Origin of the sequence: Streptomyces sp. NPDC005925 (assembly GCF_040638805.1) — a bacterium.
GTDB lineage: Bacteria > Actinomycetota > Actinomycetes > Streptomycetales > Streptomycetaceae > Streptomyces.
In genome coordinates, this window is the sequence record NZ_JBEXVL010000013.1 from 103,224 (window position 1) to 116,311 (window position 13,088).

General features: G+C 70.7%; 14 protein-coding genes. 1 reads left to right on the forward strand and 13 read right to left on the reverse strand.

Features of this window, described 5'->3' with window-relative positions:
* Window positions 1–360: 360 nt before the first annotated feature.
* From ABZ354_RS17670 to rpsB, 5 genes are all read right to left on the reverse strand, one after another.
* Window positions 361–1,512 (reverse strand): phosphatidate cytidylyltransferase, encoded by a 1,152-nt coding sequence (locus ABZ354_RS17670; RefSeq protein WP_358657640.1) that lies wholly within the window; start codon window positions 1,510–1,512, stop codon window positions 361–363.
* Window positions 1,512–2,069 (reverse strand): ribosome recycling factor, encoded by a 558-nt coding sequence (gene frr, locus ABZ354_RS17675; protein ID WP_014675285.1) that lies wholly within the window; start codon window positions 2,067–2,069, stop codon window positions 1,512–1,514. Before frr ends, ABZ354_RS17670 begins: the two co-directional genes overlap by 1 nt.
* Window positions 2,070–2,193: 124 nt before the next feature.
* Window positions 2,194–2,952, reverse strand: a complete 759-nt coding sequence (pyrH, locus tag ABZ354_RS17680) for a UMP kinase (RefSeq protein WP_279551326.1) — start codon at window positions 2,950–2,952, stop codon at window positions 2,194–2,196.
* A gap of 198 nt (window positions 2,953–3,150) precedes the next feature.
* On the reverse strand, window positions 3,151–3,987 hold the full coding sequence (gene tsf, locus ABZ354_RS17685; protein WP_358657642.1) for a translation elongation factor Ts: 837 nt from the start codon (window positions 3,985–3,987) through the stop codon (window positions 3,151–3,153).
* Between the two features lie 155 nt (window positions 3,988–4,142).
* A complete protein-coding gene (gene rpsB, locus ABZ354_RS17690) occupies window positions 4,143–5,066 on the reverse strand; it encodes a 30S ribosomal protein S2 (protein WP_358657644.1) in 924 nt (307 codons plus the stop codon).
* Between the two features lie 281 nt (window positions 5,067–5,347).
* On the opposite strand from rpsB, the gene ABZ354_RS17695 reads away from it, so the two are divergent.
* A complete protein-coding gene (locus ABZ354_RS17695) occupies window positions 5,348–6,007 on the forward strand; it encodes a M23 family metallopeptidase (RefSeq protein ID WP_358657645.1) in 660 nt (219 codons plus the stop codon).
* A gap of 124 nt (window positions 6,008–6,131) precedes the next feature.
* Here the strand turns inward: ABZ354_RS17695 and ABZ354_RS17700 are convergent, their stop codons facing one another.
* The 8 genes from ABZ354_RS17700 to lepB all read right to left on the reverse strand — a co-directional run bounded on the left by ABZ354_RS17700 (window position 6,132) and on the right by lepB (window position 12,969).
* Window positions 6,132–6,689 carry a helix-turn-helix domain-containing protein gene (locus ABZ354_RS17700; protein WP_358657766.1) on the reverse strand — a complete coding sequence of 186 codons (558 nt, stop codon included), beginning with the start codon at window positions 6,687–6,689 and terminating at the stop codon, window positions 6,132–6,134.
* A 93-nt stretch (window positions 6,690–6,782) separates the two neighbouring features.
* Window positions 6,783–7,625 (reverse strand): RNA polymerase sigma factor WhiG, encoded by an 843-nt coding sequence (gene whiG / locus ABZ354_RS17705; RefSeq protein WP_358657647.1) that lies wholly within the window; start codon window positions 7,623–7,625, stop codon window positions 6,783–6,785.
* A 270-nt stretch (window positions 7,626–7,895) separates the two neighbouring features.
* Window positions 7,896–9,056, reverse strand: coding sequence for a DNA-processing protein DprA (gene dprA / locus ABZ354_RS17710; RefSeq protein WP_358657649.1), 1,161 nt, complete (start codon window positions 9,054–9,056; stop codon window positions 7,896–7,898).
* Complete coding sequence (locus tag ABZ354_RS17715) at window positions 9,053–10,678, reverse strand: YifB family Mg chelatase-like AAA ATPase (RefSeq protein WP_358657651.1); 1,626 nt, start codon at window positions 10,676–10,678, stop codon at window positions 9,053–9,055. Before ABZ354_RS17715 ends, dprA begins: the two co-directional genes overlap by 4 nt.
* Window positions 10,678–11,040, reverse strand: a complete 363-nt coding sequence (locus ABZ354_RS17720; RefSeq protein ID WP_358657653.1) for a YraN family protein — start codon at window positions 11,038–11,040, stop codon at window positions 10,678–10,680. The genes ABZ354_RS17715 and ABZ354_RS17720 overlap by 1 nt, the downstream gene beginning before the upstream one ends.
* A 258-nt stretch (window positions 11,041–11,298) precedes the next feature.
* The gene (locus tag ABZ354_RS17725; RefSeq protein WP_005311352.1) at window positions 11,299–11,607 is read right to left on the reverse strand and encodes a DUF2469 domain-containing protein; all 309 of its coding nucleotides are present in this window, start codon (window positions 11,605–11,607) and stop codon (window positions 11,299–11,301) included.
* A gap of 56 nt (window positions 11,608–11,663) precedes the next feature.
* Window positions 11,664–12,203: an NUDIX hydrolase gene (locus tag ABZ354_RS17730; protein ID WP_358657658.1), complete on the reverse strand. Its 540-nt coding sequence runs from the start codon at window positions 12,201–12,203 to the stop codon at window positions 11,664–11,666.
* Entirely contained in the window at window positions 12,193–12,969 is a 777-nt protein-coding gene (gene lepB, locus ABZ354_RS17735; protein WP_358657660.1) for a signal peptidase I, read from the reverse strand. The genes ABZ354_RS17730 and lepB overlap by 11 nt, the downstream gene beginning before the upstream one ends.
* Window positions 12,970–13,088 lie beyond the last annotated feature (119 nt).

Genomic DNA, 13,088 nt, shown 5'->3' on the forward strand with positions numbered 1-13,088 from the left:
CCGCAACCGGCCTCGACCCACCACTCACCCCAGCCCCCGTCCCGTACACCGTCGACCCACACACCGTGGAGCGGGCGTGGTTCATGGCGTCCAGGTGAAGGGCGCCGCTGTGCGAACGGCCTGGACGCCCTGGGCCACGTCTGCTCGACTCTGCCTGGGTCGATGGCGCACGGGGGCGTACGGGATGGGAGCACCCCACACCCGCCCCAGGGCGCCCGCTCGAGAGCCCATGAGTCCGTGCGGTCTGCGCGCGTGAGCCCGCGAGTTCGCGTGCGCGCGTATGAGCTTGTGAACGCATGACAAAGGCTCGCCGCCCCGTACGGACGGCGAGCCTTCGCCTGCGGTTGCGTACCGGACGCGTCAGCCGGAGCCCACGAACAGCACCAGCAGCAGCCACACCACGGGTGCCGTCGGCAGGAGGGAGTCCAGACGGTCCATGATGCCGCCGTGGCCGGGCAGCAGCGTGCCCATGTCCTTGATGCCCAGGTCCCGCTTTATCATCGACTCACCGAGGTCACCGAGCGTGGCGGTGGCCGAGACCGCGAGCCCCAGCAGCAGCCCCTGCCACCAGCGGCCGTCGTCGATGAGGAAGTGCAGGCACAGCGCGCCCGCCGCCATCGCGAACGCCACCGCGCCGAACAAACCCTCGCGGGTCTTTCCGGGGCTGATGCGTGGCGCCAGCTTGTGCCGCCCGAAGCGCCAGCCCACGGCGTACGCGCCGGTGTCGCTGACCACGGTGAGCAGCAGGAACGTCAGCACCCGCCACGGCCCGTCGTCGGCCATCAGCATCATCGTGACGAACGTGGCCAGGAACGGCACGTAGAAGGCCGAGAAGACGCCGGCGGTGACGTCCTTCAGGTAGCCCTCGGGCGGTTCCGTCATGCGCCAGACCAGCACCGCGAGCGCCGTCAGCGCCATCGTGATCCAGGCGCCCTCGGCGCCGCGCACATACCCGGCGACCACCATCGCCGCGCCGCCGATCGCCAGCGGCACGAGGGGGGCCTTGATGTCCTTGCGCTCGTCGAGACGCTTCGTCAGCTCCCACAGGCCGACGACGACGGCGACGGCGACGACGCCGACGAACACGGCCTTGACGACGAACAGCGACGCGACGATCACCGCGCCGAGCCCGACACCGACCCCTATCGCCGCGCCCAGGTCCCGTCCCGCGCTCTTCTTCCGCGGCTCAGGCGCCGGCTGCGGGGCGTCGGGCATGGGCTCCGGATTCTGCGGCACCTCCCCGTACGGGTGTGCCTGCGGCGTCTCGTCGCGGAACAAGGGGCCGCTCAGCCGAGCGGCCCCCCGGTCGTCATCCTGGTCTCCGCCGTGATCGGGTACGTCGGGCACGATGGGCATGGGACGAGTCTGCTGCGCGTCGTGCGCATCGTACGAGGGACCCGCCGTGGCGGTCCCCTGGACATGCCCGTAGGCGTGTCCCTGTTGGGCGGGGACCCGGTCGGTGGACCCCCAGTACCCGGCTTGTGGCGGCGCGCCCCAGGAAGAGTCGTTCATCAGACCTCGAGCAGCTCCGCTTCCTTGTGCTTGAGGAGCTCGTCCACCTGCGCGACGTACTTCGCGGTGGTGTCGTCGAGTTCCTTCTCCGCACGGCGGCCCTCGTCCTCGCCGACCTCGCCGTCCTTGATCAGCTTGTCGATGGCGTCCTTGGCCTTGCGGCGCACGGAGCGGATGGAGACCTTGGCGTCCTCGCCCTTGCCCTTGGCGACCTTGATGTACTCGCGGCGGCGCTCCTCGGTCAGCTCGGGGAACACCACCCGGATGATGTTGCCGTCGTTGCTCGGATTGACGCCCAGGTCGGAGTCGCGGATGGCCTGCTCGATGTTGCGCAGCGCGCTCTTGTCGAACGGCGTCACCACGGCCATGCGCGGCTCGGGCACGGAGAACGAGGCCAGCTGGTTGATCGGCGTCGGCGCGCCGTAGTAGTCGGCCACGATCTTGTTGAACATCGCCGGGTGCGCACGGCCGGTGCGGATCGCGGCGAAGTCCTCCTTGGCGACCACGACGGCCTTCTCCATCTTCTCCTCGGCCTCGAGGAGGGTCTCTTCGATCACCACTTGCTCCTGCGTGTCTTGAGTAGGCCCGGCTGCGGTTCCCTGTCGGGGCGGCGGCCGGCTGCGTCGCGTCTGTCTCCTGCACGGTTCCCGACCGGCAGGACATTGTCCATCCCTCGGCCGGTCAGTCCCGGCTTCCTTGGTCACCCACCAGCGTGCCGATCTTCTCACCCTTGACCGCGCGCGCGATATTGCCCTCCGACAGAAGCTCGAACACGACGATCGGCAGCTTGTTGTCGCGGCACAGAGTGACGGCGGTGGCGTCGGCGACCTTCAGGTCGCGGGTGATGACCTCGCCGTAGCCGAGGTGGTCGAACTTCACCGCGTCGGGGTTCTTCTTCGGGTCGGAGTCGTAGACACCGTCGACACCGTTCTTGCCCATGAGCAGCGCCTCGGCGTCGATCTCCAGGGCACGCTGCGCGGCGGTGGTGTCGGTGGAGAAGTACGGCATCCCCATACCGGCGCCGAAGATGACCACACGGCCCTTCTCCAGGTGGCGCACGGCGCGCAGCGGGATGTACGGCTCGGCGACCTGTCCCATGGTGATGGCGGTCTGCACACGGCAGTCCACGCCCTCCTTCTCCAGGAAGTCCTGGAGAGCGAGGCAGTTCATGACGGTGCCGAGCATGCCCATGTAGTCGGAGCGGGCCCGGTCCATGCCTCGCTGCTGGAGCTCGGCGCCGCGGAAGAAGTTGCCGCCGCCGATGACGGCCGCGATCTGTGCCCCGTCGCGGACGACCGCCGCGATCTCACGGGCGATGGCGTGCACCACGTCGGGATCGACCCCCAGGCCCCCGCCGCCGGAGAAGGCCTCACCGGACAGCTTCAGCAGAAACCGGCCGGGTACTTTGCCGTCGTCGCTCTTCTGGGCCTTGGTACTCATGGGATTTCGCCTCTTTACGTGTCGCACATACGAAGAAGGCCATTGCCGGTGGGGCGTGGTTCGCATCCCATGCTCGGCAATGGCCTCCTCGTCAGATCTGCTGTCGCCCGCGCCACGTGCGTGCGGAATGACACCTCCGCACGACATGACCGACTGCGCTCGACCCTATAGGGGGCCGGGCGCCGGTCGCGGTAGGACTCAGATGCCGACCTTGATGCGCGTGAAGCGCTTCAGGGTGACACCGGCCTCGTCCAGGATCTTCTGGACGGACTTCTTGTTGTCGAGCGCGTACGGCTGGCCGAGCAGCGTGGCGTCCTTGAAGAAGCCGTTGAGGCGACCCTCGACGATCTTCGGCAGGGCGGCCTCGGGCTTGCCCTCGGCGCGGGTGGTCTCCTCGGCGACGCGACGCTCGGACTCCACGACCTCGGCCGGCACGTCCTCCTTGGAGAGGTACTTCGGCGCGAACGCGGCGATGTGCTGGGCGACGCCCTTGGCGATCTCGGCGTTCGGCTTGTCGAGCTCGACGAGGACACCGATCTGCGGCGGCAGGTCGGGCATCGTGCGGTGCATGTACGCCGACACGAAGCCGTCGGAGAACTGCGCGAAGCGGTCCAGGACGATCTTCTCGCCGAGGTTGGCGTTGGCCTCGTCCACGAACGCCTGCACGGTCTTGCCGGGCTCGATCTCGGAGGCGAGCAGGGCCTCGATGTCGGCGTAAGCGGCCTTCGTGACGTGCTCGGCGATGGCCTTGGCCGCGGCCTGGAACTTGTCACCCTTGGCGACGAAGTCCGTCTCGCACTTCAGCTCGACCAGAACGCCGGAGGAGTTGTCGTCGGCGATGATCGAGACGACCGCGCCGTTCTCGGCGGAACGGCCCTCGCGCTTGGCGACGCCCTTCTGGCCCTTGATACGGAGCGCCTCGACGGCCTTCTCGACGTTGCCCTCGGCCTCGTCCAGCGCCTTCTTGCAGTCCATCATGCCGGCGCCCGTGAGCTCGCGGAGCTTCTTGACGTCGGCGGCGGTGTAGTTCGCCATGAGTCTGTGAGTCTTTCTCGAAGTCTGGAAGATCGAAGATCCGCACGTCCGCGATCCGCAGAGATGCGGATCGGCGACTCGGTGCCGACCTACGGGTGAACGGCGGGAGCAGACTTCATACCTCTGCTCCCGCCGTCAACACCGACGCTGACGGGTCAGGCCTGCTCGGCCTCGGCGGCCGGAGCCTCGCTTGCAGGAGCCTCGGCGGCCGGGGCCTCGGCGGGCTGCTCCGTCTCGGCAGGCTTCTCAGCCTCGGCCTCGGCGGCGGGGGCGGCAGCCTCGGCGGCCGGAGCCTCCTCGGCCTTCTTCTCGCCCTCGAGCAGGTCGCGCTCCCACGCGGCCAGCGGCTCGCCCGCGGCCTTGTCGCCCTTGCCCTCGGTGGCGACACCGGAACGGGAGATGAGGCCCTCGGCGACCGCGTCCGCGATGACACGGGTGAGCAGGGTGACGGAGCGGATCGCGTCGTCGTTGCCCGGGATCTTGTAGTCGACCTCGTCGGGGTCGCAGTTCGTGTCGAGGATGGCGACGACCGGGATGTTGAGCTTCCGGGCCTCGCCGACCGCGATGTGCTCCTTCTTGGTGTCCACGATCCAGACGGCGCTGGGCACCTTCTGCATCTCGCGGATACCGCCGAGGGTCTTCTCCAGCTTGGCCTTCTCGCGGGAGAGGACGAGCAGTTCCTTCTTGGTGAGGCCGGAGGCGGCCACGTCCTCGAAGTCGATCTGCTCGAGCTCCTTGAGGCGCTGCAGACGCTTGTAGACGGTCGAGAAGTTGGTGAGCATGCCGCCCAGCCAGCGCTGGTTCACGTACGGCATGCCGACGCGGGTCGCCTGCTCGGCGATGGCCTCCTGCGCCTGCTTCTTCGTACCGACGAACATGACCGTGCCGCCGTGGGCGACGGTCTCCTTGACGAACTCGTAGGCGCGGTCGATGTACGACAGCGACTGGAGCAGGTCGATGATGTAGATGCCGTTGCGCTCCGTGAAGATGAAGCGCTTCATCTTCGGGTTCCAACGACGGGTCTGGTGACCGAAGTGGACGCCGCTCTCCAGCAGCTCCCGCATCGTGACGACGGCCATGGCCGCTCTCCTCATGTTTCTCGGTTGTGCCGCGGAAACCGGACGGCTCCCGCGCCTGACGCCCGCGCTGCGCCGTGCCACGAAGGACCGAGAGGCGCTGACACCAGAACACCGGCTCACGCCGGGCCCCGGTGTCGGGGCGTGCGAAGTCGACCCGGTGACCCGGATCGCCACCTGAAGTGTACGGGACCCGGAAGGCACCGGGTGACGCCGATACCCACAACCTCCCGGTAGTCCACAGGCCCGCGCGCCACCCCCGCCGATGCGCCACGCTTCCCGACATGCGAAAGAGGCGATACGCGTGGCTGACCGCCGGCGTGCTGTACGCGCTGACCGGGTTACTGCCGGCCGATGCGGCAGGCGCGAACTCCCCGGTGCGGCCGGCGCCGCCGCCCACCACCACCCGGACAACCGGGACGGCCCCCGCCCCGGATCCGGCGGACCCGAAAGCACCCGAGCCGGCCCCGGCGGGCCCCGAGGTGCCGGCGGTGGCCCGGACCTGGCCCGTCGGCGAACGCCCCGCGATCCTGCGCGGCTGGAACCCACCCGCCACGCCGTACGGCCCGGGCCACCGGGGCGTAGACCTGGCGTCCCCACCCGGCACACCCGTGCGAGCGGTGGCCCCGGGCCGAGTGTCCTTCGCGGGCCGGGTGGCGGGACGGGGCGTGGTGACCGTGGAACTGACGGGCACAGGCACACCCCCGCTGCGCACGACCTACGAACCAGTGCGGCCGTCGGTCGAAAAGGGCACCGAAGTGGCGGCCGGCGACATCCTGGGGACCCTGGACACGCCCTCCCACTGCGGCGGCCACACCTGCCTGCACTGGGGCCTCCGAAGAGGCGCGGCCTACCTGAACCCGCTCAGCCTCCTCCCGCCATGGCTGACGGACAACGCCCCACCGAGGCTCCTGCCGGTGCTGGGAGTACCGCTGCCGGAGTGACGCCGGACGGGGAGACACGGAGGGGCGGGCGAGAGGGAGGGAGGGGCGGGGGTGGGCGCTGAGGGCGGGGGAGGCGGAGGGGTGGGGGGGAGGGGGAGGGGGAGGAGGGCCCGGCACAGCGTGTTTAGCCGTGCACCCCCCGCAGCACCATCGACACCGCCGCTTCCGTCACGACGTGCGGCTCCTCGGCCGCGCCCAGCTCGATGCGCCGTACGGCCGCGTCGACGACTCCCTGGATGAGCATCGCCGCGAGCCTGGGCTCGGTGTGGCCCGTTTCGCCGAGTGCGTCGACGATCATCGCGATCAGTCCGCCGTGCGCCGCCCGGATCTTCTCCCGTGCACCGGCGTCGAGCTCGCTCGCGGAGATCGCCACGACGGCGCGGTGGCGCCGGCCCGCGACGAGTTCGAGTTGTTTGCGGACGTACGCCTCGATCTTCGCCTCGGCGCCGTCGGCCCGGCCCATGGCCGCTTCGACCTCGGCCGCCCAGACGGGGAAGTCGGCCTCGCACAGTTCCTCGACGACGGCCGCCCGCGAGCGGAAGTACTCGTACACGGAGGAGCGCGCGAGCCCTGTGCGCTCGGCGAGGGCCGGGAAGGTCAGTGCTTCCGTCCCGCCTTCGGACAGCAGGGAGCGTGCCGCGTCCAGCAGGGCGGCTCGCTGCATCGACCGGTGCTCGGCCACGGAGGCCGCTCGAATCCTTGGCACGCCGTCCAGCTTACGGAGGGACCGCTGCCGGCGGGAGACGCCCTGGCGGGGCTGTCCTCATCCGGCCGGTCAGCGGCCGAAGCCCGCGAGTTTCGCCCGTAGCTGGAGGACCGATTTGGTGTGGATCTGGCTGACGCGGCTCTCGGTCACGCCGAGCACGTTGCCGATCTCGGCGAGGGTGAGGCCCTCGTAGTAGTACAGCGTGACGACGGTCTTCTCCCGGTCGGGCAGGGTGTTGATCGCCCGCGCGAGGAAGCGTCGCAGTTCCCGGTCCTCGGCCACCTCGACGGGGTTGTCGGCGGCGGTGTCCTCGAGCGTGTCGATGAGGCTGAGTCGGTCACCGCCCTCGCCCCCGACGTGCAGCAGGTCTTCCAGGGCGACCACGTTGGCCAGCGACAACTGGCTGAAGACGGCGTGGAGTTCGTCCACCGGGATGCCCATTTCGGCGGCGACTTCGGCTTCCGAGGGGGTCCGCCGCAGCTTGGCTTCCAGGGCCGCGTGGGCGCGTTCGAAGTTGCGTGCTTTCTGCCGGACCGAGCGGGGGATCCAGTCGAGGGCCCGCAGTTCGTCGATCATGGCGCCGCGGATCCGGGTGATCGCGTACGTCTCGAACTTGATCTCCCGGCCGATGTCGAACTTCTCGATGGCGTCGATCAGCCCGAACACGCCGGACGAGACGAAGTCGGCCTGTTCCACATTGGACGGCAGGCCGACGCTGACGCGTCCCGCGACGTACTTCACGAGCGGCGAGTAGTGGAGGATCAGCTGCTCCCGCAGCCGTTCGTCCCCCGTCGCCTTGTACGACCGCCACAGTTCGTCGAGCGTCGAGGGAGCGGGCGGCCGCACGCTGCCACCGTCGCGGGCGGCTGGGGGGATCGCCGCCCGGTCGGACCCGGAGGTGTGCTGGGGCATTCGTCGCCTTGTGCCGTTCTGCTGTGGAGTGGTGGTACCTGGGTGAGCTGTCGGTCTGATGTCGAGTTGCCTAGTGCGTCGCAATCTTTCGTGAGCGTAGCGTGACTGAAGCGTCGCGGTGTGCGAAGACGGCAGGGCCGGGGGGTGGGGATTCGTTCCGCGGGGCGACGTGCGGGCCGGCGAGGATCGCGGTGTGAGATGCCCGCGATGGGCCAACTGCCGTACCCCCCAAGGGGGTCCGGCATCCGCCGGACGGGCGGGCATCCTCCGTCAGGAGCCGTGCCGGCCGTCCCGGACCGGGGTCGTGGCCTGGCGTGTCAACTTCCAGCCGTCGTCATGTCGTTCGACGTATCCGAGTGCTTTCAGTTCGTACAGCCTCGCGATCGCGTCGTCCTGGGTTGTCTGGGCGCCTCGCGCGATCTCCGCGGCCGTCGCCGCCCGCTGGGCGGGCAGGGCGGCGAGGACCTGCCGGGCGTGGGGTTCCAGCAGGTCACGGGGCAGGACGGGGCCACGCCGGTCGGGGGCCAGGTCGCCGATGTCGCCGACCATCTCGATGACGTCGTCGGCGTCGGTGACGAGTACGGCACCGGCTCGCAGGAGTCCGTGCACCCCTGCGGAGCGGCTGCTGGTGGCCGGCCCCGGCACCCCTATCGTGTGACGCCCGAGCCGCTGGGCGGCGCGCGCGGTGACGAGTGAGCCGCTGCGGTGGGCGGCCTCGACCACGACGGTGCCACGGGTGAGTGCGGCGATCACCCGGTTCCGCAGGATGAACCGGCTCGGTGTCGGATGTTCCCCCGGTGCCAATTCCCCGACGACCAGTCCTTGTTCGGCGATTCTGCTGATCAGCTCGGTGTGGCCGCGTGGATAGGGGCGGTCGACGCCGCAGGCCAGGACGGCGACGGTGGCTCCGTCGGCGCCGAGGGCACCCCGGTGGGCGGCGCCGTCGACGCCGTAGGCCCCGCCGGAGACGACGACCCAGCCGCGTCCGGCCAGATCCGCGGCCAGGGTGGCGGCCATGTGCGCGCCGTATTCGGTGCAGGCGCGGGCGCCGACGACGGCGACCGACTTCAGCGCCCACATCCGCAGGCTGGGCCTGCCCCGCACCCAGAGCCCGAGGGGGCGGGCGTCGCCGAGGTCGTCGAGCTGGCCGGGCCACTCGGTCGCGCCGGGCCGCACGAACCGCATTCCGGCCTGCTCCGCCACGGCGAGGTCCCGCCGCGGGTCGGCCTGCCCGGCCCGTGCGAGCAGCCCCGCCCACCGCTTCCCGCTCACCCTGGGCAGCGGCGGCGCTCCTTCTCGGAGCCGCCGCGCCACTTCCGGCGCGCCGTACTCGCGCACCCACCGCCCGCCGACCTCGTCACCGGGCTCGATGATCCGGGTCAGGAAGACGCGGTCGAGCAGGTCACCGGCCGGGTCGTGTACCTCGCTCACGTCAGCGCGCCGATGGCCATGGGCACCCCGCGGGGCACGCCGGTGCGCAGTTGGAGCGCGAGGGCGACGTCCGTGGCGTCCGGCCGGTCGTGGCCGACGAGGTCCGCGACCGTCCAGGCGACGCGCAGGACGCGGTCGATTCCCCGTGCGGTGAGCGCGCCGCGCTCCAGGCTCCGCTCGGCATCGTCCATGGCACCGGGCACGGCCGACCAGCGACTGCGCAGCTCGCGGCCGGGAACTTCGCTGTTGGTGTGCCACGGGGTGCCGGCCAGCCGGGCCGCCGTCCGCTCCCGCGCTGCCCGGACCCGTTGGGCCACGGCGGCGGTGGATTCACCGCCGGCGCCGGACCGGGTCAGCTCGGTGCGGGTGACGCGGTCCACCTGGACGCGGAGGTCGACGCGGTCGAGCAGCGGGCCGGACAGCCTGGCCTGGTAGCGGCGGACGGCGGAGGGCGAGCACTCGCAGAAGTCGTCCCGCTGGGAGAACCGGCCGCACGGGCAGGGGTTGGCCGCGAGCACCATCAGGAATTTCGCCGGGAAGCGCACGACTCCGGCGCTGCGTGCGATGACGACGTGCCCCGATTCCAGGGGCTGGCGGAGGGCGTCGAGTGCGTGGCTGCTGAATTCGGGCGCTTCGTCCAGGAAGAGCACGCCTCTGTGGGAGAGGGAGACCGCTCCTGGGCGTGCCATGCCGGGGCCGCCTCCGACCAGGGCCTGCATCGTGGCCGAGTGGTGCGGGGCGCAGTAGGGCGCCGTGTCGATCATGGGTTTGCCCGGCGGCAGCAGACCTGCCACCGAGTGGACGGCCGTCACTTCGAGGGCTTCCCGGCTGCCGAGCGGCGGCAGGACCGCGGGCAGTCGCTCGACGAGCATCGTCTTCCCGGCGCCCGGTGGGCCTTCGAGGAGGAGGTGGTGCCCGCCGGCCGCGGCCACTTCCACCGCGGTGCGCGCCGAGGTCTGGCCGACGACGTCGGCGAGGTCGTGGTCCTGGTCGTGCTGGGCCGTGCCCATGTGGTGGATGCCCGTGGCGGCGGCGGTGCCGGGCACGCGCAGGCCGGCGAGGAGCGGGTCGGGACGGCCCGGTTCGACGGGTTCTTCGTCGGGTACGGGTTCGTCGGCGAGGACGGCGATCAGCTGCCGCAGGCTGCGGACCCCCAGCACGGACACTCCCGGTACCAGTGACGCTTCCGCGGCGGCGCATTCCGGCACGACGACCTGTTCGTATCCGGCGTTCGCCGCGGCCAGAACGGCGGGGAGTGTGCCCCGCACGGGCCGGACCCGGCCGTCCAGCCCGAGTTCCCCGATCATCACGATGTCGGCGAGGACCCGCGGGTCGATGCGTTCGGCCGCGCCGAGGACGGCCGCGGCGACGGCGAGGTCGAAGCCGCTGCCGCTCTTGGGGACGGAGGCCGGGCTGAGGCCGACGGTGAGTTTCTTCTGGGGCCAGGATGCCCCCGAGTTCACCACCGCCGCCCGTACCCGGTCGCGGCTCTCCGTGAGGCTTTTGTCGGGCAGCCCGACCAGGGTGAATGCCGCCACGCCGGGTTCGAGGTCGGCCTGCACTTCCACGACGACGCCCTCGACGCCGACGAGTGCCACCGAGCAGGTGCGGGCGAAACCCATCACGCCACCCCCTGTGCGTGCTCGACGACGGCCGCGCCGCGGTGCGGGAGCAGTACGCCGACCAGGTCGATGCGGACGCCTCCCGGGGGTGCTCCGCCGTGGCTGTGGATCCAGTTTTCGGCGAGCTGCCGCAGCCGGGCCGCCTTTTCGGGGGTCACCGCGGCCATGGGGTGCTCGAAGGCATTCGCCCTGCGGGTCTTCACCTCGCACACCACGAGGACGTCCCCGTCCCGGGCCACGATGTCGATCTCGCCGGTCCTGCCGCAGCGCCAGTTGCGCTCCAGCACCGTCAGGCCGGCCTCGGTCAGCCGCCGTGCGGCCAGGCTTTCGCCGTACTTGCCCATCGCACCTCGTGCGTTCATGTAGGCACCACCTCCGGCGCCAACATTGGGGGCAGCTCGGCGAGCTGTGTGATCTTGGTGGACAGATCAGTGGTTGTGGATAACTCCGTCACTCCTCTGGGGGACGACAGGCACGGGGAGCAGACACGGGGGCGGCGGCCGGCAGTGGCGGCATCGCACGGTGACGAGGGCCCGCGGCGGTAACAGCCCGCAGCGGCGGGAAACGGCGGCCGGGAAAAACGTTCAGTCAGGTGCGTCCCCGGTGGGACCCGGAGGCGTTCAGCTACCCGGCAGTTCGAGATCGCTCTTGTTGAGCTCCTCGATGTTCACGTCTTTGAACGTGAGGACTCGGACCTGTTTCACGAATCGCGCCGGCCGGTACATGTCCCACACCCAGGCGTCCGCCATGGACACCTCGAAGAACACCTCGCCCTGGACCGAGTGCACCTGCATCTCGTAGTCGTTGGTCAGGTAGAAACGCCGCTCGGTCTCGATCACGTATTTGAACAGTCCGACGACGTCGCGGTACTCCCGGTAGAGCTTCAGCTCCATCTCGGTCTCGTACTTCTCGAGGTCCTCGGCGCTCATGGCATGTTCCCCTTCAGCCGTGCGGTCCCACCATTGTGCGCCAGTCCCGCGGGCCCTCAGACGATTTCGGTGTCCAGAGTCACGGGCCCGGCCGGAGGACCTTCGTCGAGCAGAGTGCGCAGCAGCCCCGCGAGTTTCGTCGGATACACCGTCTCACGTGCCCGGGTCAGTTCCTGACAGGTCCACCAGCGCGCTCCGGCGACGCTGCGCCGCTCCAGTTCGGTCAGGCCCAGGCCCAGGTCCAGAGCCTGGGTCGCCGTACCGGCCGTACGGGCCAGGTAGTACCACTCGTCCTGGTTCCAGCGGCGGCCGGCGAACGGGAAGGAGCAGGTCCGCCGCCAGAGCACCGGGCCGAGCTCGACCTCGGTGATGCCGGTCTCCTCGGCGAGTTCCCGCAGGGCGGCCTCTTCACGTGTCTCGTCGCCCTCCACGCCCCCGCCGGGTGTGAACCACCAGTCGTCGGCCGGGTCGTCCGGCTCGTGGCCGTGCAGCAGGAGGATGCGGTCCTGCGGGTCGAGCAGGACGACCCGCGCCACCTTCCGCGGTCCGTCCGCGGAGGTCTCGCGGTCGCCCGCGTCCGGCGCCTCAGCGGGCACCGGGCGACTCCGTCCCGGCCCGCGCGCGGGAGGCACCGCTCCGCTTGGCGAGGGGCCCGTACGCCGCCCCGCCGAGGACGAGCACGGCGCCGCCGAGGATCAGCGCGCCCACGGTGCGCAGCGGTCCGGGGCTGGAGAGGGTGCCGAGGGCCTCGAAGCCCGTGGGGCGCTCCAGCATGCCGTTCATGGGCCATACGACGGCGTCGACGCGGCCTTCGACGGTGTCGCGAGAGACGGTTCCCTTCGCGGCGTCCGTGAGGTGGGCGGTGGAGTCCACGGAGTTGCCGCGTTCGTCGCCGAGCAGGAAGAGGCGGTTCTTCGGGACGGTCACGGTGGGGAAGTTCGCGACACCTGCCGCCTCGCCCTCGGCGAGGTACGGCTCGTCGATCTCCTTGCCGTTGACCTTCAGCCTGCCGTCCTTGCAGCAGGCGACGGTGTCGCCGCCGACGGCGACGACGCGCTTGAGCATCGGGACGTTGGCCCAGGTGGCGTCCTTGAACACGACGACGTCTCCGCGGCGCACCTCGGCGCCGTCGACGCGCTGCGCGAGCACCCGGTCACCGGCGTCGATCGAGGGCGTCATCGAGGTGGTGGGCACCGTGTAGGGCTGGTAGACGACCGCTCCCCAGCCGAACCCGCCGAGGAACATCACCAGGCCCAGCGCCACGGCCAGACCGGACAGGACCTGTCCGGTCCGGCTGCCCGCCGGGCCGCTGTTCGTGCCGCCGCTGCGCGGGGCCGTACGTGTCGTGCTCTGACCACCCATGGATCCGCACCCTACCCGGCGGTACCTGCGCGGTCAGCCCTTGGGCCGGGACCGGGATCAGAGTTCCACGGGGGCTTCACGGGTCCCCTCCCCCGCCGGAGGCGCACTCGCCGACGGGT